This window comes from Marivivens donghaensis (assembly GCF_030410045.1).
GTDB classification, from domain to species: domain Bacteria; phylum Pseudomonadota; class Alphaproteobacteria; order Rhodobacterales; family Rhodobacteraceae; genus Marivivens; species Marivivens donghaensis.
This window is the reverse complement of sequence record NZ_JAUFRA010000003.1, coordinates 87,333-106,360: the sequence shown is the minus strand read 5'-3', so window position 1 is coordinate 106,360 and position 19,028 is coordinate 87,333. Positions and strand designations below refer to the sequence as shown.

18 protein-coding genes are annotated in these 19,028 nt (G+C 55.9%); 9 read left to right on the top strand and 9 right to left on the bottom strand.

What is annotated here, in order from left to right:
• Positions 1–195: 195 nt before the first annotated feature.
• The 6 genes from iolG (at position 196) to iolB (ending at position 7,015) form a co-directional block, all read left to right on the top strand.
• Positions 196–1,185, top strand: coding sequence for an inositol 2-dehydrogenase (iolG, locus tag QWY83_RS03385; RefSeq protein ID WP_249947266.1), 990 nt, complete (start codon positions 196–198; stop codon positions 1,183–1,185).
• A gap of 116 nt (positions 1,186–1,301) precedes the next feature.
• A complete protein-coding gene (locus QWY83_RS03380; RefSeq protein ID WP_249947267.1) occupies positions 1,302–3,212 on the top strand; it encodes a bifunctional 5-dehydro-2-deoxygluconokinase/5-dehydro-2-deoxyphosphogluconate aldolase in 1,911 nt (636 codons plus the stop codon).
• Positions 3,209–5,050 (top strand): 3D-(3,5/4)-trihydroxycyclohexane-1,2-dione acylhydrolase (decyclizing), encoded by a 1,842-nt coding sequence (gene iolD / locus QWY83_RS03375; protein WP_249947268.1) that lies wholly within the window; start codon positions 3,209–3,211, stop codon positions 5,048–5,050. Before QWY83_RS03380 ends, iolD begins: the two co-directional genes overlap by 4 nt.
• Before the next feature lie 78 nt (positions 5,051–5,128).
• Positions 5,129–6,022, top strand: coding sequence for a myo-inosose-2 dehydratase (gene iolE, locus QWY83_RS03370; protein WP_249947269.1), 894 nt, complete (start codon positions 5,129–5,131; stop codon positions 6,020–6,022).
• Positions 6,022–6,228, top strand: a complete 207-nt coding sequence (locus QWY83_RS03365; protein WP_290245412.1) for a hypothetical protein — start codon at positions 6,022–6,024, stop codon at positions 6,226–6,228. The genes iolE and QWY83_RS03365 overlap by 1 nt, the downstream gene beginning before the upstream one ends.
• A complete protein-coding gene (gene iolB, locus QWY83_RS03360) occupies positions 6,221–7,015 on the top strand; it encodes a 5-deoxy-glucuronate isomerase (protein WP_249947271.1) in 795 nt (264 codons plus the stop codon). The genes QWY83_RS03365 and iolB overlap by 8 nt, the downstream gene beginning before the upstream one ends.
• 69 nt (positions 7,016–7,084) lie before the next feature.
• Here the strand turns inward: iolB and QWY83_RS03355 are convergent, their stop codons facing one another.
• Genes QWY83_RS03355 through iolC form a run of 3 tightly spaced genes read right to left on the bottom strand, consistent with a single transcriptional unit; the run spans position 7,085 to position 9,757 of the window.
• Positions 7,085–7,915 (bottom strand): class II fructose-bisphosphate aldolase, encoded by an 831-nt coding sequence (locus QWY83_RS03355; protein WP_249947272.1) that lies wholly within the window; start codon positions 7,913–7,915, stop codon positions 7,085–7,087.
• Positions 7,912–8,766 carry a 5-deoxy-glucuronate isomerase gene (locus tag QWY83_RS03350; RefSeq protein ID WP_249947273.1) on the bottom strand — a complete coding sequence of 285 codons (855 nt, stop codon included), beginning with the start codon at positions 8,764–8,766 and terminating at the stop codon, positions 7,912–7,914. Before QWY83_RS03350 ends, QWY83_RS03355 begins: the two co-directional genes overlap by 4 nt.
• 10 nt (positions 8,767–8,776) lie before the next feature.
• The gene (gene iolC / locus QWY83_RS03345; protein WP_249947274.1) at positions 8,777–9,757 is read right to left on the bottom strand and encodes a 5-dehydro-2-deoxygluconokinase; all 981 of its coding nucleotides are present in this window, start codon (positions 9,755–9,757) and stop codon (positions 8,777–8,779) included.
• Positions 9,758–9,881: 124 nt separating this feature from the next.
• Here iolC and QWY83_RS03340 point away from each other — a divergent pair, with 124 nt between their 5' ends.
• From QWY83_RS03340 to QWY83_RS03330, 3 genes are read left to right on the top strand one after another with little or no spacing between them, the layout of a single operon-like run.
• Positions 9,882–10,979, top strand: coding sequence for a Gfo/Idh/MocA family protein (locus tag QWY83_RS03340; RefSeq protein WP_249947275.1), 1,098 nt, complete (start codon positions 9,882–9,884; stop codon positions 10,977–10,979).
• Positions 10,980–11,002: 23 nt separating this feature from the next.
• Complete coding sequence (locus QWY83_RS03335; protein WP_249947276.1) at positions 11,003–11,893, top strand: TIM barrel protein; 891 nt, start codon at positions 11,003–11,005, stop codon at positions 11,891–11,893.
• A gap of 11 nt (positions 11,894–11,904) precedes the next feature.
• On the top strand, positions 11,905–13,038 hold the full coding sequence (locus tag QWY83_RS03330; protein ID WP_249947277.1) for a Gfo/Idh/MocA family protein: 1,134 nt from the start codon (positions 11,905–11,907) through the stop codon (positions 13,036–13,038).
• Here QWY83_RS03330 and QWY83_RS03325 read toward each other — a convergent pair.
• The 6 genes from QWY83_RS03325 to QWY83_RS03300 all read right to left on the bottom strand — a co-directional run bounded on the left by QWY83_RS03325 (position 13,035) and on the right by QWY83_RS03300 (position 19,027).
• Complete coding sequence (locus tag QWY83_RS03325; RefSeq protein ID WP_249947278.1) at positions 13,035–14,039, bottom strand: LacI family DNA-binding transcriptional regulator; 1,005 nt, start codon at positions 14,037–14,039, stop codon at positions 13,035–13,037. The two genes, QWY83_RS03330 and QWY83_RS03325, sit on opposite strands and share 4 nt — an antisense overlap.
• A 291-nt stretch (positions 14,040–14,330) precedes the next feature.
• Entirely contained in the window at positions 14,331–14,624 is a 294-nt protein-coding gene (locus QWY83_RS03320; protein ID WP_249947279.1) for a CcdB family protein, read from the bottom strand.
• Complete coding sequence (locus QWY83_RS03315; RefSeq protein WP_249947280.1) at positions 14,624–14,845, bottom strand: type II toxin-antitoxin system CcdA family antitoxin; 222 nt, start codon at positions 14,843–14,845, stop codon at positions 14,624–14,626. The genes QWY83_RS03320 and QWY83_RS03315 overlap by 1 nt, the downstream gene beginning before the upstream one ends.
• Positions 14,846–15,052: 207 nt before the next feature.
• Positions 15,053–16,072: a nucleotidyltransferase family protein gene (locus tag QWY83_RS03310; protein ID WP_249947317.1), complete on the bottom strand. Its 1,020-nt coding sequence runs from the start codon at positions 16,070–16,072 to the stop codon at positions 15,053–15,055.
• A 440-nt stretch (positions 16,073–16,512) separates the two neighbouring features.
• Positions 16,513–17,979: an aldehyde dehydrogenase gene (locus tag QWY83_RS03305; protein ID WP_249947281.1), complete on the bottom strand. Its 1,467-nt coding sequence runs from the start codon at positions 17,977–17,979 to the stop codon at positions 16,513–16,515.
• A gap of 10 nt (positions 17,980–17,989) precedes the next feature.
• On the bottom strand, positions 17,990–19,027 hold the full coding sequence (locus QWY83_RS03300; protein WP_249947282.1) for an LLM class flavin-dependent oxidoreductase: 1,038 nt from the start codon (positions 19,025–19,027) through the stop codon (positions 17,990–17,992).
• Between the last annotated feature and the right edge of the window lies 1 nt (position 19,028).

Sequence of the window (19,028 nt, the reverse complement as noted above, 5' to 3'; positions counted from 1 at the left end):
CTGTCACAGGCGGCGGATAGATCGCTGCCTGTGCTAAGACTCATGTCAAAGTTGACCTTTTCTGAAACGATTTAGGTAGACTATGATGTTAAATACAAAACTGAAATCCAACCCCTCCCGCAGGTTGTCCAACGCGGTAGAGGTCCGACACGACCCACATTAGTTTCCGGCGAGCTTCCGGAACCGGAGGAAAGAATGAGCCTACGTTTTGCTGTCCTTGGCGCTGGCCGTATTGGTCAGGTGCATGCCCGTGCAATTGCTTCTGTCGATGGCGCAGAACTGATCGCGATCGCGGAACCGTTTGAGGCAGCAGCCAAAGCCGCCCAAGAGAAATTCGGCTGCGAATTACGCACCATTGATGAGGTTGCGGCCTCTGACGATATCGATGCGGTTGTCATCTGCACACCGACCGATACCCACGCTGATCTGATTGAGAAATTCGCCAAAGTCGGGAAGGCTGTGTTCTGCGAGAAACCGATTGATCTGAACGTTGAACGCGTGAAGCAAGCGATCGCGACCGTAGAGGCCGAGGGTACCACTCTGATGGTAGGTTTTAACCGTCGTTTTGACCCCGACTTTATGGCTGTGAAAGCGGCGATTGATAACGGCACGTTGGGTGATGTTGAGATGGTGACAATCACTTCGCGTGACCCGGGTGCTCCGCCAGCTGAATACATTAAAGTGTCGGGCGGCATCTTCCGCGATATGACCATTCACGACTTTGACATGGCGCGTTGGTTGCTGGGCGAAGAAATCCAGACCGTCATGGCGCAGGCGTCGAACCTTGTTGATCCAGCGATTGGTGCTTTGGGCGACTATGACAGCGTGAACGTCATTCTGCGTACCGCTACAGGCAAGCAAGCTGTCATCACCAACTCGCGCCGCGCGACTTATGGCTATGATCAGCGTATTGAGGTTCACGGGTCCAAAGGCATGGCGGCTGCTAAGAACACCGCTGAGGCAAATATCGAAGTGGCAACAGCAGACGGGTTCAAACAGCCGCCGCTGCTTAACTTCTTCATGTCGCGCTATACTGCAGCCTATGCCAATGAAATCGCGGCTTTTGTTGATGCTGTTGCGAAAGGTGCAGAGACTCCGACGACGGGCCATGATGGCTTGAAGGCTCTCGAACTTGCTGAGGCTGCGTTGAAGTCGGCACAAACGGGCCAAGCTGTAAGACTATAATCCCCCGATCTGAGGCCTTTGGTTTTGGCTGAGGGCCTCAGGTCTATGAGTTTGTTTTTGATGGGCTCGGACAAAGGCGGACATCGTCTGTGCGGTGTTCTGAAAGGCAGAGATAAATGACGAAGACACTTGATGTAATTACGATTGGCCGTGCTGGCGTTGATCTTTACGGGACGCAGATTGGTGGTCGTCTTGAGGACATGGGTTCGTTTGAGAAGTACATCGGTGGCAGCCCAACGAACATTGCCTGCGGAACGGCGCGATTGGGTCTGAAGTCTGCGTTGATCACCCGTGTTGGCGATGAACATATGGGTCGGTTTATCCGCGAGCAGCTTGTGCGCGAGGGCGTGAATGTTGATGGGGTGATCACGGACCCTGAGCGTCTGACGGCGCTGGTTATTCTGGGCATTCGCGACGAAGAGCAGTTTCCGCTGATTTTCTATCGGGAAAACTGTGCGGATATGGCTCTGTGTGAAGATGATATTGACGAGGCGTTCATTGCCTCGGCGCGATCGGTTCTGGCGACGGGCACGCATTTGTCGAACGTAAAGACCGAAGCTGCGGTGATTAAGGCGCTGGAATTGGCGCGCAAGCACGGTGCGCAAACGGCTCTGGATATTGACTACCGCCCGAACCTTTGGGGTGTGGCGGGGCATGGCGATGGCGAGAGCCGTTTTGTTGAGAGCGCTGCGGTGACGGCAACGCTGCAAAAGTCGCTGCACTTCTTTGACCTGATCGTCGGCACCGAGGAAGAGTTCCACATTGCGGGCGGTTCGACCAACACGATCGAGGCGCTGCGGGCCGTGCGCAAGGTGTCGAACGCGACGTTGGTGTGCAAACGCGGTGCGGCGGGCGCTGTGGCCTTTGAGGGCGATATTCCTGACAGCCTTGATGAGGGGCAAACGGGTCCGGGCTTCCCAATTGAAGTGTTCAACGTATTGGGCGCGGGCGACGGGTTTTTCTCTGGTTTGATGAAGGGTTGGCTTGATGGTGAGGATTGGCCGACCGCGCTGAAATATGCGAATGCTTGTGGTGCCTTTGCGGTGTCGCGTCACGGCTGCACGCCTGCTTATCCGTCGCTTGAAGAGCTGGAGTTCTTCTTTGAGCGGGGCATCAAACAGCCTGACCTGCGCAATGATGCAGAGCTGGAGCAGATCCACTGGTCGACGAACCGTCACGGTGATTGGTCGACGATGCGGGTGTTTGCCTTTGACCACCGTATGCAGCTCGAAGAGATGGAGGGGTATACCCTCGCTAAGGGCGGTGAGTTCAAGGAACTGTGCCTCAAGGCCGCGCAGCAGGTTCAGAACGGGCAGGAGGGGTATGGTATCCTCTGCGACAACCGCATTGGGCGGAATGCGCTGCATGCGGCCTCGGGTTCGGGTCTGTGGGTTGGTCGTCCCGTTGAATGGCCGGGATCGCGTCCGCTGACGCTCGAGCCTGAGTTGGGATCGGACTTTGGTGGTCTGAACCAATGGGCCAAAGAGAACGTGGTGAAGGTTCTGTGCTTCTGTCACCCCGATGACGATGCAGAGATGCAAGCCCAGCAAGAAGCGACGGTGAAGCGTCTGTTCGAGGCATCGCGTCGGAATCGTCTGGAGTTCTTGCTTGAGGTGATCCCGTCGAAGGTGGCGCCTGTGACTGACGACACCACAGCAACCCTGATCCGTCGGTTCTATGAGATCGGCGTATATCCAGATTGGTGGAAGCTGGAGCCGATGAAGACCCATGCGGGGTGGCAGAACGCGATCAATGGGATCGAAGAAAACGACCCCCATACCCGCGGTATCGTGGTGCTGGGTCTTGATGCCCCTGAGGCGGAACTGAGCGCCTCGTTCGAGGTTGCGGCCAGCTATCCGCTGGTGCGTGGGTTCGCGGTTGGTCGAACGATCTTTGGCGATGCGGCGCGGGCTTGGATGAAGGGCGCGATGACGGATGCAGAGGCTATTGCACAAATGGCTGAGCGCTATACCAATTTGTGCAAGATTTGGGACGCAGCGCGCGTCAAAGCGGGAGGAAACGCATGACACAAACAATCCGACTGACTGCCGCACAGGCCATGGTGAAGTGGCTTTCTGTACAGTTCAACGAAGATGGCGACCGCTATATCGACGGTGTTTGGGGTATTTTTGGCCATGGTAACGTCGCGGGTCTGGGGGAGGCCCTCTACCATGCGGCTGACACTATGCCGACTTGGCGTGGACAAAACGAACAGACGATGGCGCATACGGCGATTGCCTATGCGAAAACACTCAAGCGCAAACGTGCGCAGGCTGTGACCTCTTCGATTGGGCCGGGTGCGACGAACATGGTGACGGCGGCGGCGCTGGCACATGTGAACCGTATCCCTGTGTTGTTTGTTCCGGGTGATGTGTTTGCAAACCGTCGTCCTGATCCTGTGCTGCAGCAGATCGAGAGCTTTGAGGATGGCACCGTCTCGGCCAATGATTGCTTCCGTCCTGTGGTGCGCTACTACGACCGCATCTCGCGTCCTGAGCATATCATGACGGCACTGCCGCGTGCTTTGGCGACGATGACCGATCCTGCGAATTGTGGTCCAGTGTGCCTATCGTTCTGCCAGGATACGCAAGCGGAAGCCTATGATTACCCTGTGGCGTTCTTTGAGCCCAAGGTCTGGCGCGTGCGCCGTCCAGAGCCCGATGCGGCTGAGTTGGCGCAGATCGCTGATCTGATCAAAGCGGCAAAGTCGCCTGTGATCGTTGCGGGCGGTGGCGTGATTTATTCCGAGGCCGAAGAGACGCTTGGCGCTTTTGCGACCGAATTCGGTATTCCCGTTGTTGAGACGCAGGCGGGCAAATCGGCTTTGGCGCAATCGCATCCGATGAACTACGGCGCCTCGGGCGTTGATGGCTCTGAGGCTGCGAATATCATGTCGAAAGAGGCCGATCTGGTGATCGGTGTCGGTACACGGTTCCAAGACTTTACCACGGGGTCGTGGTCGCTGTTTGAGAACCCGAACCGCAAATTGGTGTCGATCAACGTCGCGGCCTATGACGCGGTGAAACACGGGGCCTATCCGCTGGTGTCGGATGCGAAGGTCGCGCTTGAGAAACTGACAGGTCTTTTGGCGGGGTATTCGGCGTCGAACGCAAAACCTGCTGTTCGGGCGGAGTGGCTGGCAACAGTCGATGCGCATTGCGCGGATCGCAAGGGCGGCGAGGGCTACCTGCCGATGGATTGCGAAGTGATTGGCGCGGTTCAGCGGACCTCATCCGAGGCAACCATTGCGATGTGTGCGGCAGGCACGATGCCTGGTGCGCTCAAGCTGCTGTGGCAGTCGCCGCAGGGTGGATACCACATGGAATACGGCTTTAGCTGCATGGGCTACGAGGTCGCGGGCGCGATGGGTGTTAAACTCGCCGCACCAGAGCGTGACGTTGTGTGCTTTGTCGGTGATGGGTCCTATATGATGGCGAACTCTGAACTGGCGACGGCTGTGATGCGCCGGGTGCCGTTCACGGTGGTTCTGACCGATAACCGTGGGTTTGGCTGTATCAACCGCCTGCAGATGGGCACAGGCGGTGAGCAGTTTAACAACCTCTATAAAGACTGCCGCGTTGAAACCCAACCTGCGATCGACTTTGTGGCCCATGCGGGTTCAATGGGCGCGTATGCGGTGAAGGCACAGTCGATTGCCGACCTCGAGGCACATCTGGCGGCTGCGAAATCGCGCGATATCCCGACGGTGATCGTGATTGATACCGACCCGATGCACGGCCCCGGTGAAGCGGGTGGCGGCAGCTGGTGGGACGTGGCAATTCCTGAGGTTCCGAGCAACGACAGAATGTCGGACGCGCGGGATCGCTATGTCCAAAACATGAAACGTCAGAACCTTGTGAACTGATCAAAGAGAAAGACGTGGGGCTGGGCGGACCCTGCTCCAGACCTATTCGGGCGATGTGCCCTTTCGGAGTGACTAATAATGATCCAGTTCGGTACAAACCCGATCGCTTGGGCCAATGATGACGACCAGACCATCGGTGCGAATATCTCGACCGACCGTATTCTCGAAGAAGCGGGCCGTTTGATCGGGTTTGACGGTATTGAGAACGGCCACCGTTGGCCGAATGACCCTGCAGAGCTGAAATCGCTCTTGGGCGGCTATGGCCTGAAATTTATCTCTGGCTGGTATTCGACGAACCTCTTGGTTCAGTCTGTGGCCGAAGAGATTGAGGCGGTGCAGGGTCACCTTGCGAAGCTGAAGCACAACGATTGCAAGGTGTGTATCGTTTGTGAAACCTCGAATGCGATCCACGGCTCGGACCTGCCCGTGAATGACCGCCCGACCTTGACCGCCGATGAAATGGTCGCCTTTGGTGCCAAACTCGAAGAGTTCGCGCAATATCTGGCGGATCAGGGCGTGACCTTGGTCTATCACCACCACATGGGCACGATTGTAGAAAGCCCCGAGGAAATCGACGCGTTTATGGCGGCAACAGGTCCCGCGACGCATCTTTTGTTTGATGCGGGCCACTGTGCATTTGGTGGTGGCGACCCTGTAGCGGTGTTGAAGAAACACGTTGGTCGCGTTCGTCACTTCCACGCGAAAAACATCCGTCCTGCGATCACCGCAAAGGTTCGTGCAGAGGGTCTGTCTTTCCTTCAGGGGGTTGTTCAGGGCGCCTTTACCGTGCCGGGCGATCAAGAGGGCGGCGTTGATTTTAAACCGCTCCTGCAGATCCTTGCGGACAACAACTACGACGGTTGGATCGTGATTGAGGCAGAGCAGGACCCCGATGTGCGGAACCCGCTGTTGTATCAGACCCTAGGCCTGCATACGCTCAAGCGGATTGCAACAGAAACCGGGCTTATCTGATGTTTAAAATGAATGACCCCTTCTTCCGTCCTTTGTGGCTGCGCGTTCTTTTGGTCGCGATCTGCGTATTTTGGACGGTGGTCGAGCTTTGGACAGGATCGCCCGGTTGGGCCGTCATGTTCGGGGGTTTAGGGGCTTACGCTGCCTATTCGTTCTTTATCGTGTTTAACCCGACTGACCCTGAAAAGGACGCCGACGATGCCTGATCTTTTGTGCAAACCGTTTGGAACACATGGAAAGGTGCATCAGATCACGCCGCAGTCGGCAGGATGGCGCTATGTTGGGTTCTCGCTCTACCGTCTGCGTGCAGGCGAAACCGTGGGCGAGGCTTTGGGCGACAACGAAGCCATTTTGGTGATGGTCGAAGGCAAGGCAACCTTTGACGCCGCAGGGCAGTCTTGGGGGGAATTGGGCGAGCGGATGAACGTCTTTGAAAAGACGCCGCCGCATTGCCTTTATGTGCCGAACGACAACAGCTGGGAGGCGACCGCGACGACCGATTGCGTGATCGCGGTCTGTTTGGCGCCTGGTAAAAGTGGCCATGAGGCGCGTCGTATTGGGCCGGACGGGATCACGTTGACCCAGCGTGGGACGGGCACCAACACGCGCTTTATCAACAACATCGCGATGGAGAATGAGGACTACTGTGACAGCCTCTTGGTCACCGAAGTCTTTACCCCTGCGGGCCATTGGTCATCCTACCCGAGCCACCGCCATGATGAGGACGATTTCCCGCGGATTACCTACCTCGAAGAAACCTATTACCACCGTCTCAACCCTGCCCAAGGGTTCGGCATCCAGCGCGTCTACACCGAGGATGGCACCTTGGACGAGACCATGGCTGTGTCTGATGGCGATGTGGTTTTGGTCCCGCGTGGACATCACCCCTGCGGTGCGCCTTATGGGTTCGAGATGTATTATCTGAACGTCATGGCAGGACCGCGCCGCAACTGGCGTTTTGTGCCTGATCCCGCGGTCGAGCATCTCTTTTAAGATCGCAGCGGTGACGATTTAGCTGAAGTCGAGGTAATGCAGCTTTTGTCGTGATCGGCGGAGGTCAACCTAGCTCGACATTAACTCTCGCAAAATGGTCCTCGTAGCTTCGGTCATTGGGTTCATCGTCGCTTTGAGGATTTCGAGCCTGTCGAACTGGTCAGGATGATCTGTCAAAGTCTGGCGAAGTGCCGCGCCGAAGATCATCCGCAACTCTGTCCCGATGTTGAATTTGCAGATATTCGACCCGAGTGCCAATTCACGCCGTTGCGCTGATGGAACGCCTGATCCGCCGTGTATGACGAGTGGGACGTTTGTGACCGCTTCAATCGCGTGGATACGGTCGAGGTCCAAGCCTGCCCCATCCGTTTGTTGCAGGTGCACGTTTCCAACCGAAACGGCCATTGCGTCAACGCCTGTTTGCCGAGCAAACTCTGCCGCTTCAATTGGGTCTGTTCCCGCCGATTGTTCGCCGTTCGCATAGCCCACAAAACCAATTTCGCCTTCACAAGAGACCCCCGCGCGGTGCGCCATTTCCACAATGGCTGCGGTTTCATCAATGTTCTCACGCAAGGGTTTGCGCGATCCGTCGAACATGACTGAGGTGAATCCCGCGTCAATTGCCATTCGACAGTCGTCGAGCGAATACCCGTGGTCGAGGTGGGCGACCACAGGCACTGCGGCCTGCTCTGCAAGATGGCGAAACATCTGGCCTAGGATTGGCAGCGGTGTGTGCGCGCGGCAGGACGGACCTGCTTGTAATATCACAGGGCAACCCTCGGCTTCGGCGGCTTCAACATAGGCGCACATATCCTCCCAACCCAATGTGACTAGACCAGCCACGGCATAGCCTTGCTTGAGTGCGGGTTCCAGAACCTCGGCGAGCGTCGCGATGGTCATTTGAACTTGGCCACCATGTCTTTGATGCCGGGGATCGTTTCGACCTGATAGGCATGGATGGGCTGGAAAAACTGAACGAGACTGCGCTGGCTTAGGCCGCCGAGAATGGTGAAATAATACATCTCATACCCAGGCAGCACAGCGCAGGGATGGTAGCCTTTGTCGATGCAAATGGTGGAGCGGTCCATCAGTTGATAGGCATCGCCGACCTTACCTTCCTCGCGTTGAAGGATTTGCACCCCGCCGCCATGGTTCGGACGAAAGCGGAAGTTATAGGTCTCATCATGACGTGTCTCGATAAGGATTCCGTTGTCGTCCCAACGGTCCGTGTCGTGTTTATGCGACGGGAAGCCGGACCAGCCTCCCTGACCAACGGTAAAGAGTTCGGACACCAATAGACGACCAACTTTATCATGTTGTTTCTGGCCGAGGATGTGTTTGATCTTGCGGTGGGTCTTTGTGTCGTCCGACCCATATTGGACTTTGTCGATGTCTGCGACACGCACATCAAACGGGTCGAGAACTTTGTCGTATCGGGCACCTGCGATAAAGGTTTCAGTGTCACGTTTTGCGACCAAAGTTACCTTCGCGCCTGACGGGGCATAGACGCCCTCTGGTTCCCCATCCCACACATCGACCCCCCGATTGCCAAGGTCGGCAAAATGCACACCCTCTACGTCGACATCGACGGTGCCTGTCGCGGGTGCGATGCAGGTTTCGTAGTTCGGCACTTGATAGGTAAATGCTTCGCCCGCTTTGAGTTTAACGATGTTGAAGTAGTTCAGCGGAACCGTTGGATCGTTCGCATCCACGATCGGTTTGTTTTGGTTGTCGTGTGGGGGGATATGCATTGATCTCTCCTTAGGCCACCGGAGTGGGGCCGGGGTGATTGGTCAAAAACGTGTCGAGGTCATCGGGGTAGGGCATAGCGGGGGCGCACCCCGGTTTGGCGACAACGATTGCAGCGCAGGCTGATCCACGCAGAAGGGCCGTGTGCAGGTCATGACCGTCTGCGATAGACGTCAAAAAACCAGCCATGAAACTGTCGCCTGCACCGGTCGGTTTGACGGCTTCGACAGCGTAAATGCCCGTGCGCAATTCGGTGCCGTCGTGGAAGGTCACCGCGCCATGTTCGCCCATTTTGTAAACAACGATCTGCGCAGAGGTCTCAGCGAGTTGCCGCGCTTTTGTGAGGCCGTCGTCCTTGCTGCCCGCCATAAAGCCGAATTCATCGTCATTGCCGATGATCACATCGGACATTGAACCTGCGCGGGATAGGACATCTTCGGCGACCTGTGCACTGGGCCAACTATAGGGGCGGTAATCCACGTCAAAGATGATCGGCAGACCTGCCGCCCGCGCCAAATCAAACGCGCGAAACGCAGCTGAGCGTGATGGCTCTGCGGCAAAAACAGTGCCTGCGGCGATCAAAGCCCCAAATTTGCCGTAGTCGACCGCCTCAACGTCGGCGACCGTCATTTCAAAATCGGCAGCCCCATTGCGGTAGATCACCGATTGGTGCCCCTCGACGCGTGTTTCATAGACGGCGAGCGAATTGCGAGCTTCCCCGCCTTGGGGGATCACATATTCGCAGCCGACCCCGTAGTGTTTAAGTTTCCCAACACAGAACCGACCAACGGCATCGTCAGAGACGCGCGTGACGAGCGAGGCCTGACCCCCCAGTTTTACGATCCCAGCGGCGATGTTGGCGGAGGATCCGCCCAAGTCAGCGTTAAACGTCGTCGCGTCTTCAATCGCGATGCCTGTATCAGAAAAGAGGTCCATGCCGACACGGCCTAAGACGACATAGCTATTGCGCTTTATCGCGTCGAAAATATCCATCTCTCAGCTAACCCTCGATTTGTGATCCCGCCGACCGCGATGCGCGTTTGACGCTTGCATGACTTTGAACGGAAGGATACGAATATTGCAAGCGGTTGCAAACTGATTTTGCGGGAGGGGTTTTATGGCGGAAATCGGGATCGGTATCATCGGCGGTGGATACATGGGGAAGGCCCACGCCGTTGCCATGTCGGCTGTCGGTGCGGTGTTCAACACGACCCTTCGTCCGCGCTTGGAAATGGTCTGCGCCAGTTCCAAGGCCTCGGCCGAGAACTACCGCGTCGCCTATGGTTTTGCCCGTGGTACTGATGACTGGCGTGAATTGGTCAATGATCCCAAGGTCGAGGCCATTGTTATCGCATCCCCGCAGGCGACCCATCGTGCGATCGCCGAGGCGGCATTTGCGCTGAATAAACCTGTCTTTTGCGAAAAACCGCTCGGCGCCTCGCTCGACGACAGTCGCGCGATGGTGGCCGCTGCCGAAGGGCAGGTGAGCATGGTGGGCTTTAACTATATCCGCACCCCCGCGAGCCAATTCGCCCGCCAGCTTATCGCCGAAGGTGCGATTGGCGATGTTGTTTGGTTTCGCGGCGAACACACAGAGGACTTCTTGGCCGATCCAAATGCGCCTGCCAATTGGCGGACCCAAGGCGATGCGAACGGCACGATGGGGGATCTTGCGCCTCATATGATCAATGGCGCCTTGGCGCTGATCGGTCCGATCAAATCGGTAATTGCAGAGATCGAAACGGTGCACAACAATCGCCCCGGCGGGATTGTGACCAATGATGATCATGGACAACTTATGTGCCGGTTTGCCAATGGGGCGATGGGGCAGATGTATTTCAGCCGCGTCGCACATGGTCGCAAAATGGGCTACGCCTATGAGATTACAGGAACCAAAGGGGCCATCCGCTTTGATCAAGAGGATCAGAACGCGATCTGGCTTTATTCCATGGATGAACCCGAGGCGACGCGGGGCTTCCGCAAAATTCTGACGGGGCCCGCGCACCCCGATTACCTGCCCTTCTGTCAGGGTCCGGGGCATGGCACGGGCTATCAGGACCAAATCATCATCGAAGCCCGTGATTTCTTGCGGGCGATTGAAACCCGCTCTCCCGTCTGGCCGACCTTTGAGGATGGCATGGAGGTGAACCAAGTGATTGAGGCGTCGATGGTGTCGTCGCGCAGCAAGGCTTGGGTTGAAGTATCGTCTGTCTGATTGCGTTTGAAAGGCGCCAGTAAATGACCATCAAAATCGCAAACGCCCCGTGTTCATGGGGCATCGAATTCGCTAGCGACCCGTCCTATCCGACATGGCAGTCGGTTTTGGATCAGTGCGCAGGAGCAGGGTATAAGGGGATCGAGCTCGGCCCGATTGGCTACATGCCCGAAGACCCTGCGGTCCTCGCGCCAGCCTTGGCAGAACGTGACCTAGAGATCGTCGGCGGCGTTGTGTTCCGTCCCTTCCATGATCCCGCAAAATGGGACGAGGTGATGGACGCAAGTGTTCGTACCTGCAAAGCGCTGGTCGCGCATGGGGCAGAGCACCTCGTTCTGATCGATAGCATTTCACCACGCCGCGCAGCCACCGCTGGCCGTGCGAATGAGGCCGAGCAGATGGACTCAGACGAATGGCGCGCGTTTCGGGATCGGATCGCAGCCATCGCGAAAATGGGCACCGAAGACTATGGCCTGACCACCAGTATTCATGCCCATGCCGCAGGCTTTATCGACTTTGAGCCAGAGCTTGAAAGGCTCTTGGATGAGGTGGATGAGCGCGTGTTGAAAATCTGTTTTGATACGGGTCACCACTCCTATGCAGGGTTTGATCCAGTCTCCTTTATGAAACGGCACATCAACCGTATTTCCTACATGCACTTCAAAGACATCAACCCAGTCGTAAAGGCAGACGTTGTCGCCAATCGGACCGATTTCTACAAAGCTTGCGGACAGGGTATTTTCTGCAACCTTGGTCAGGGCGATGTTGATTTTGCGGCTGTTCGGCAGGTCCTCCTCGACGCTGGGTTTGAGGGATGGTGCACCGTCGAACAGGACTGCGACCCGTCCATGCCGGGCACGCCGCTAGAGGATGCCCGCGCAAACCGTCAGTACCTTCAATCCATCGGCTTTTGAGGAGACCGAACATGGCAAAGCTAAAATGGGGCATGATCGGCGGCGGTGAAGGCAGCCAAATTGGACCCGCGCACCGTTTGGGGGCTCAGGCGGATGGACGTTTCGAGTTTGTCGCTGGCGCACTGGATCATCGTCCTGATGTGGGACGCGACTATGCGCAACGGCTCGGGATCGCTGAGGATCGTGCGTATGGCGATTGGCAAGAGATGCTGGCAGGAGAAAAGGGGCGCGACGATCGCGTTGACCTCGTGACCGTGGCAACTCCTAACGCTACCCACTTTGAAATCACAAAAGCGTTCCTTGAGGCTGGGTTCAACGTGCTGTGTGAAAAGCCGATGACCATGACCGTCGAAGAGGGCGAAGAGATTGTTCGGATCGCAGAAAAGACGGGCAAAATCTGCGCCGTGAACTACTGCTATTCGGCCTATCCGATGGTGCGTCAGGCTCGTGCGATGGTCCGTGCTGGCGAGATCGGGAAGGTGCGTCTAGTCGTCACGAACTTTAGCCACGGGCACCATGGCGATGCGACCGATGCTGACAACCCGCGTGTGCGGTGGCGGTATGACCCCGCGATGGCGGGGGTGTCGGGGCAGTTCGCTGACTGCGGTATCCACGCGCTCCATATGGCGACGTTTATTGCCGATGATACGGTTGAAAAATTATCGGCGGACTTTGCCTCCACAATCCCGAGCCGCGTGCTCGAAGACGATGCGATGGTTAATTTCCGGATGGCGGGTGGCACGGTTGGTCGCTTGTGGACCTCGTCTGTGGCCATCGGTCGCCAGCACGGGTTCGACATTCAAGTCTTTGGCGAAACAGGCGGCTTGCGTTGGGCGTCCGAGCAGCCGAACCAGTTGATCTATACGCCCGTTGGTGGGCGCACGCAGATCATCGAGAAAGGCGAGGGGGGTCTGCACGAGGACGCACAGCGTCTGTCCCGTGTTGCCATTGCCCACCCAGAGGGTTTTCCATTGGCCGTGGCGAACATCTACTGCGATCTCTCCGATGCGATCCGTGGTGAGACACGTGATGGTTTGCCAAACGCGGCGGATGGTGTGCGGTCAATGGCGGCTGTTCACACCGCGGTTGCCTCGGCAAAACAGGGCGGCGCGTGGATGGATGCTCGCCCGCCAATGTTCCGTTAACGGCTCTGGATCGGGCGCAACGTTTTGCGCTCGACCACATGACATGGGAACAATCGTGCCTCTGGGTAGCGATCTGGGTTTTCGAGCATGGCCACCATCAGTTCGACCGAAGACGCAATGATCTGCGCGATTGGTTGGTGGATGGTGGTCAGGGCGATGTTTTCCCAGCCAGCCATTTCCATGTTGTTGAATCCGAGTAGACCAACATCGTTTGGCACACCTTTGCCGAGGTCCTGAAGACCACTCAGGATGCCGACTGACAAAACGTCGTCGCCGCCAAAATAGGCTTCTGCCAAACCGTGTTCTGCGATCCTTAGAATTTCAGCGCGTCCGGCCTGAAACGAATATGCTGACGCAAAGCTGAATGTGAACGCGATGTCCGGATGCTGCGCCATCTCCGCACGGAAGCCTTCGAGACGATCCAAGGTCGAGGTTGCCCGCTTCGGTCCGCCCAAAAACGCGATGGATTTGTATCCTCGGGACACCAACTCACGTGCCGCCATCCGTCCTGCGGCTACGTTATCGATCCCTACAACGTGAACATCAGGGCTTGTTGCGTGCCGTCCAAAGGTGTTGACGACAGGGATGTTCTTATCCCGAAAGGCCTTAGAAAATTCTGGGGGGAGAGTGGACGACACCACCATAACACCATCAACCGAATACTGTTGTAACATCCGCACTGAATTTTCAGGGTCTGTTTCATTGCTCAAGTTGACGAGCAACGGGCGGAGGCCGCAGTCCTGCAGGGCACGGGTAAAACGGTCGAACACTTCTAGAAAAACAGGGTTGTAGAAGTTGTCAGAGACAAGGCCGATCAATTTGGTTCGACGGGTGGTCAGGCTCCGCGCGATAAAGTTTGGACTGTAACCCAACTCTGCCGCCGCCTTTTCGACCTTTTTACGCATCTTGTCAGAGACAGACGCCCCATCTGTAAAGGTGCGCGACACCGCAGAGGTCGAAACGCCAGCCCGTAAGGCAACATCCTTAAGCGTCGGTGTCATGCGGTAATATCCTAGGTCATTTCTTTTGCGGCCAACCTACACAAGTCTGGAACAAGGCTCAGCAAAAAAGTAAAATTTTGCAAACTATTGCATCCTTATATTCGGCGGAGCAGGGTGAGACGGTAGTTCTGCCCTGCAGATTACGGTTGCCATGGTCTCAGACATGACCGTCACCTGAACAATGATACGAAGCTCGGAGCAAGCTGAGTGATAGTTCTGGGAAGGTTCTATCCAATATAAAACGTTAGCAATTTATTAACATAATCTTCATTATGAAATTCAAGATGGGGCTCAAACCCCATCGATCAAGATATCCAGCGCCCTCTTGATCTGATCACGGTATTCGGACAACGAACCTACTTGTTCGTTCAGTTCACCTCTCAAGACCGCCGCGATCTCCTGCACACGGACGATCCATTCTTGATCGCCGAACACGACCTTGGGTGTCAGTCCTGGAAACGATGCATATCGTCCGGCGTCTCTTAGCGGTGCAACGACCCGAGAGACTTCGATGCCAATAAGGTCTGTCTGCAGATCGACAACCAACTGACCGCTTTTCAGGCGAAAAACATCGAATTGCGCCATCAGAAGCTTCTCAAGTCAGTGAGCGCTAGACCTTCGCGCTCCACTTCCGTGATATACTGTTCAATCGCAGCAGAGTTTTCAAGGCGCCACAGCCGATTGCGCTCCGACTTCGTCGCATCAGCGATAGCCGCTTCCGCGAGGCGCGACATATTCAACCCTAAATCCCTCGCCGTTTGTACAATGTCAGCGTCGAGGGTCAGGTTCACTTTAACTCGTCCCATGCGGTCACCCAAATTAGGAGTATGTTTCAGGAGTATATTGTAGGCTCAAGATCGAGCTTAGTGAAGTTAAATCCGAAAACTATGATTAGTGGAGCTGAATTCCGGGTTTGCAATTTCCAATAAGTACCAGATTCTACAATGATCATAGTTATGTTAATAAATGGCGAGGCGGGCGCAACTTCGACGCAATAATTTGTCTGCTAATGCTCAACTCAACCCATTCAGCAACGCCTTAGCCTCTGGCATCCGATCCAGACTGGACGCAATCCGCTCTCGCCATTTGGGGCCTTGTGACAAGGCCAGCTCATAGGCCTCTGAGAGATCATCTGGACGATCTTCGGCGAGCACTCGGATCAAAAACGCCGCTTGCGCGCGATCCTTTCGCGCTTTTGCTTCATCTGGTCCACCCTGACGTCTGCTGGCTACGATCAACTTATGGATGGCAAATCTCTCCGGACGAGGAATCTGAACAAGGACGCCAGACCGATATATGGCTAACGCATGCATTGGTTCAGCGATTAAGAAGTTCAGATAATTCAGGGCCTGGGCGCTTACACCGAGGGCCGGAAGTGGCTTTATGCCTTCGTCCCCGAAGGCGGGCGTCAGGAATTCGACCATTGCCTCCCCTCCGCTTTGACGCCATTTCCAGATTTGGCGATCAAATACTCCCGGCACCGCTTCGAATTTCATAGACCGAAGGATATCACTCGGTTCTTGCTCGACACGATCACCGAGTGCGACAGAAAGCCTTTCAAAGCTGGTAAAATCGATATCCCCCGTCTGGGCTATCTCATCCGAGTCGAACCGAATACCCAGCTCGCCTTGGTAAAGCGCGTACGAGGCCGTTCCGATCAACGTGCCGCCAAGACGAAAAACGCCAGCTTTTGAGAATGCCAATAGAAGCGATCCCGTTTCTCGGTCTGTCCCAATCAGGCCTTCGGCTCTTAGGACACGCGCTAAGCGTGACATCCGCTTTTGCCGATCATGCGCATCAGCTTTCAGTTCAGAAGCGCCCGCAAGACGACTTCGAAGATCCGCATTATCCTCTCCAATATACCGACTTTTCATTTCAGTGCCGATACGAAACCGATCGTAAAGATATGTCCGCCCGTTGCGATGCCTTTCTTCGATGCTCCCCACGACTTCTGACGCGGCCTCGTCAAGGTGCATGCGCAACAAATCCTGATAGACAACCTGTGCAGTGCGAGAGTGTGAAACTGGGCCCATATTCATCCTATGTGCATCAAATACAATGATGTTGCACATAAACGTCATGTGCAGCATTTAAATTTTTGATACACATAACTGAGAACCAGTTCCAGAGGGAGCAATCTCAGTTAGCGCTGATTGATAGCGTCACATAGATGAAAAGGATGCGCAGCGACGGTCTATGAGAATGTGCACCAATCATAACCTATCGAGCGTTGCATCTTTGCAGCAAGGCTAAGTCGACCAAACCATTGTCTATCTGCGTGCCGATCTCAGTGACGCACCTCTAGCCATCAGATCGGCGTTAAACTAAAAAAGAACTCTAAAAACGATCTATTTATCTTCAATGCAAGGATATCGAATGAGCCACCGTAGGTACTAACGTAATGAGTTAGTATAAGACAAAGGCAAGAGGTCTTCATCAAGAAGCGCCATGGACGACATATCAAAATCAACCATCACCGCATCACAAACGGGTCAGGGATTGGGTCGTCGCTGGTGCGGAGCCAAACTGCCTTGGTTGTTGTGTAGTCCAATGCCGCTTCGATCCCGCCTTCTCGACCATGCCCGCTGAGCCCGTGCCCGCCGAAAGGCGCCAATGGGCTGACGGCTCGGTAGGTGTTGACCCAGACGATACCTGACCGAATGCCGCGGATCATGCGGTGGGCGCGGGTGAGGTTCTGGGTAAAGACCCCTGCCCCGAGGCCGAATTTAGTGTCATTCGCGATGGCGAGCGCTTCGGCTTCGGTGTAGAACCCAATGACGGAGAGGACAGGCCCAAAGAATTCGTTGCTGAGACAGGGCGCGTCTTTTGCGTCCGAACAGTCGATGATTGTGGGCGGGAAATAATTGCCTTCGCGATCGAGAGGCGCGCCGCCCGTCATCACCGTCGCTCCGCAATCAACTGACCGTTTGATCAGGTCGACGGCTGTCTCGATCTGGCGCGCGGAACAAAGCGGGCCGACTTCGGTTTCCATTTTGTCGGGCACACCAATCACAACAGCCTCGGCCTTTTGTTTGAGGCGGGCGAGGAAGGTGTCTTTGATCGCATTGTGCACGATGAGGCGGGATCCGGCGACGCAGCTTTGCCCAGTCGCGGCAAAAATACCCGACACCTGCGCATTCACCGCGCTTTCGATATCCGCGTCGTCGAACACAATGAACGGCGATTTGCCACCGAGTTCGAGCGAAGTAGAAGCGAGGTTTTCAGCCGAATTTCGCACGATTTGACGTGCCGTGGACGGGCCGCCCGTAAAGGCAACATGAGCGACCTTGGGGTGCGAGGTTAGTACCGCGCCGCATTCAGCGCCAAAGCCCGTGATGACGTTCAGAACGCCCTTTGGAAATCCTGCCTGATCAAATATCCGCGCGAATTCGAGCAAGGGGGCGGGACCTTCCTCGGACGCTTTAAGCACCACTGTGCAGCCCGCGGCCAAGGCGGGGCCGATTTTGACCGCAGATAGGAAGAGTTGAGAGTTCCACGGGACGATTGCAGCGACAACGCCGATGGGTTCGCGGCGAAGCCAGACCTCCATATCGGGTTTATCAATGGGGAGGTGCGCGCCCTCTATCTTATCGGCAAGGCCCGCATAATACCGATAATAATCAGCAACATAGGCGATCTGTGCAGATGTTTCGCGGATGATCTTGCCAGTATCCTTGGTCTCCAGTTCTGCCAGCTTTGGCGCGTTTTCAGCGATCAAATCCGCCAGTCGATACAGAAGTTTACCACGCGCCGTTGCGGTCATCAGCGACCACTCGGGCGACAGGAATGCAGCATGAGCAGCTTCAACAGCGCGGTTCACATCGGCCGTTCGAGCCTCTGGCATGGTGGCCCAAACAGCGTTTGTCGACGGATCGCGACTGTCAAACTGAGCGGACCCATCGTCAAACGCACCGCCGATATATTGCTGAAACTGCTGCATGTGTCGTCCTTTAGGCAAATGCGGGCATCACGTCCTGAATGAACCGCTGGAGTGAAGCTTTCTTCCGTTCAAAGCTCATCCCGCTGTCAATCCAGAGCGAGTATTCATCGTAGCCCATGTCCTCATAGCCTTTGATCCGCGCAATGGCGTCGTCAGCCGTGGCGATGACGTTGTCACGCAGCATGGCCTCGGGCGTGTAGAACGGGTGGGCCGCGATATCCTCGTCTGACAGGGTTTCAATTAGGCCCTGCGATACAGGGCGTTCGTTTTTGAACCATGCCCCGAAATAGCAGTAGAACCTATTGATTTCTTCTGCCGCTTGCTGCGCGTCGGCGGCGTCAGATGCGATGTAGGTGTGGTTCAACAACATGATGTTTGGGCGCGGCATATCTGGGAATTTCTCGCAGGCCGCGTTGAAGGTATCCATCAGTTTGATGATCTCTGCTTCACCCTGCCAGAGCGGTGTAACCTGCACGTGGCAGCCGTTCGATACGGCGAATTCATGGCTGTTCGGGTCACGGGCCGCGATCCAGATCGGCGGGCCGTCTTTTTGCACGGGCTTGGGCGAGGATGTCGTCGCGGGGAAGGAATGGAACTGTCCCTCTTGGGCATAGTCGCCTTTCCAGAGGCCCTTGATCGCGGGAACCAATTCTCGCATCCGAAGGCCAGCTTCCCACGCGTCCATGCCAGGCATCATGCGTTCGTATTCGTAGCTGTAAGCACCACGAGCAATACCAAGGTCCAGCCGCCCATCGACGATCATGTCGGTCATCGCCGCTTCACCAGCGAGGCGGATAGGATGCCAGAACGGGGCAATCACGGTGCCCGTGCCAAGGCGTACATTCTTGGTCTGCCGCGCGAGGTCGATCAGGTTTAGAAACGGGTTCGGCGAAATGGTGAAATCCATGCCGTGATGTTCACCCGTCCAAACCGCGTACATCCCGCCTTCGTCGGCCATTTTAGCGAGTTCAACGAACTGATCATAAAGCTCTTTTTGGTCCTGATCAGACGAGACGCGCTCCATATGAACGAATAACGAAAAACGCATT

Excerpts from the sequence above, each read along its gene's own strand:
- QWY83_RS03320 (WP_249947279.1), bottom strand. The coding sequence starts at position 14,624 with ATGGCGCAATTCGATGTTTTTCGCCTGAAAAGCGGTCAGTTGGTTGTC.
- QWY83_RS03350 (WP_249947273.1), bottom strand. The coding sequence starts at position 8,766 with ATGCATATCCCCCCACACGACAACCAAAACAAACCGATCGTGGATGCG.
- QWY83_RS03365 (WP_290245412.1), top strand. The coding sequence starts at position 6,022 with ATGTTTAAAATGAATGACCCCTTCTTCCGTCCTTTGTGGCTGCGCGTT.
- QWY83_RS03380 (WP_249947267.1), top strand. The coding sequence starts at position 1,302 with ATGACGAAGACACTTGATGTAATTACGATTGGCCGTGCTGGCGTTGAT.
- QWY83_RS03300 (WP_249947282.1), bottom strand. The coding sequence starts at position 19,027 with ATGCGTTTTTCGTTATTCGTTCATATGGAGCGCGTCTCGTCTGATCAG.
- iolE (WP_249947269.1), top strand. The coding sequence starts at position 5,129 with ATGATCCAGTTCGGTACAAACCCGATCGCTTGGGCCAATGATGACGAC.
- QWY83_RS03305 (WP_249947281.1), bottom strand. The coding sequence starts at position 17,979 with ATGCAGCAGTTTCAGCAATATATCGGCGGTGCGTTTGACGATGGGTCC.
- iolG (WP_249947266.1), top strand. The coding sequence starts at position 196 with ATGAGCCTACGTTTTGCTGTCCTTGGCGCTGGCCGTATTGGTCAGGTG.
- QWY83_RS03325 (WP_249947278.1), bottom strand. The coding sequence starts at position 14,039 with ATGACACCGACGCTTAAGGATGTTGCCTTACGGGCTGGCGTTTCGACC.
- QWY83_RS03340 (WP_249947275.1), top strand. The coding sequence starts at position 9,882 with ATGGCGGAAATCGGGATCGGTATCATCGGCGGTGGATACATGGGGAAG.
- iolD (WP_249947268.1), top strand. The coding sequence starts at position 3,209 with ATGACACAAACAATCCGACTGACTGCCGCACAGGCCATGGTGAAGTGG.
- iolC (WP_249947274.1), bottom strand. The coding sequence starts at position 9,757 with ATGGATATTTTCGACGCGATAAAGCGCAATAGCTATGTCGTCTTAGGC.
- iolB (WP_249947271.1), top strand. The coding sequence starts at position 6,221 with ATGCCTGATCTTTTGTGCAAACCGTTTGGAACACATGGAAAGGTGCAT.
- QWY83_RS03330 (WP_249947277.1), top strand. The coding sequence starts at position 11,905 with ATGGCAAAGCTAAAATGGGGCATGATCGGCGGCGGTGAAGGCAGCCAA.
- QWY83_RS03335 (WP_249947276.1), top strand. The coding sequence starts at position 11,003 with ATGACCATCAAAATCGCAAACGCCCCGTGTTCATGGGGCATCGAATTC.
- QWY83_RS03310 (WP_249947317.1), bottom strand. The coding sequence starts at position 16,072 with ATGGGCCCAGTTTCACACTCTCGCACTGCACAGGTTGTCTATCAGGAT.
- QWY83_RS03355 (WP_249947272.1), bottom strand. The coding sequence starts at position 7,915 with ATGACCATCGCGACGCTCGCCGAGGTTCTGGAACCCGCACTCAAGCAA.
- QWY83_RS03315 (WP_249947280.1), bottom strand. The coding sequence starts at position 14,845 with ATGGGACGAGTTAAAGTGAACCTGACCCTCGACGCTGACATTGTACAA.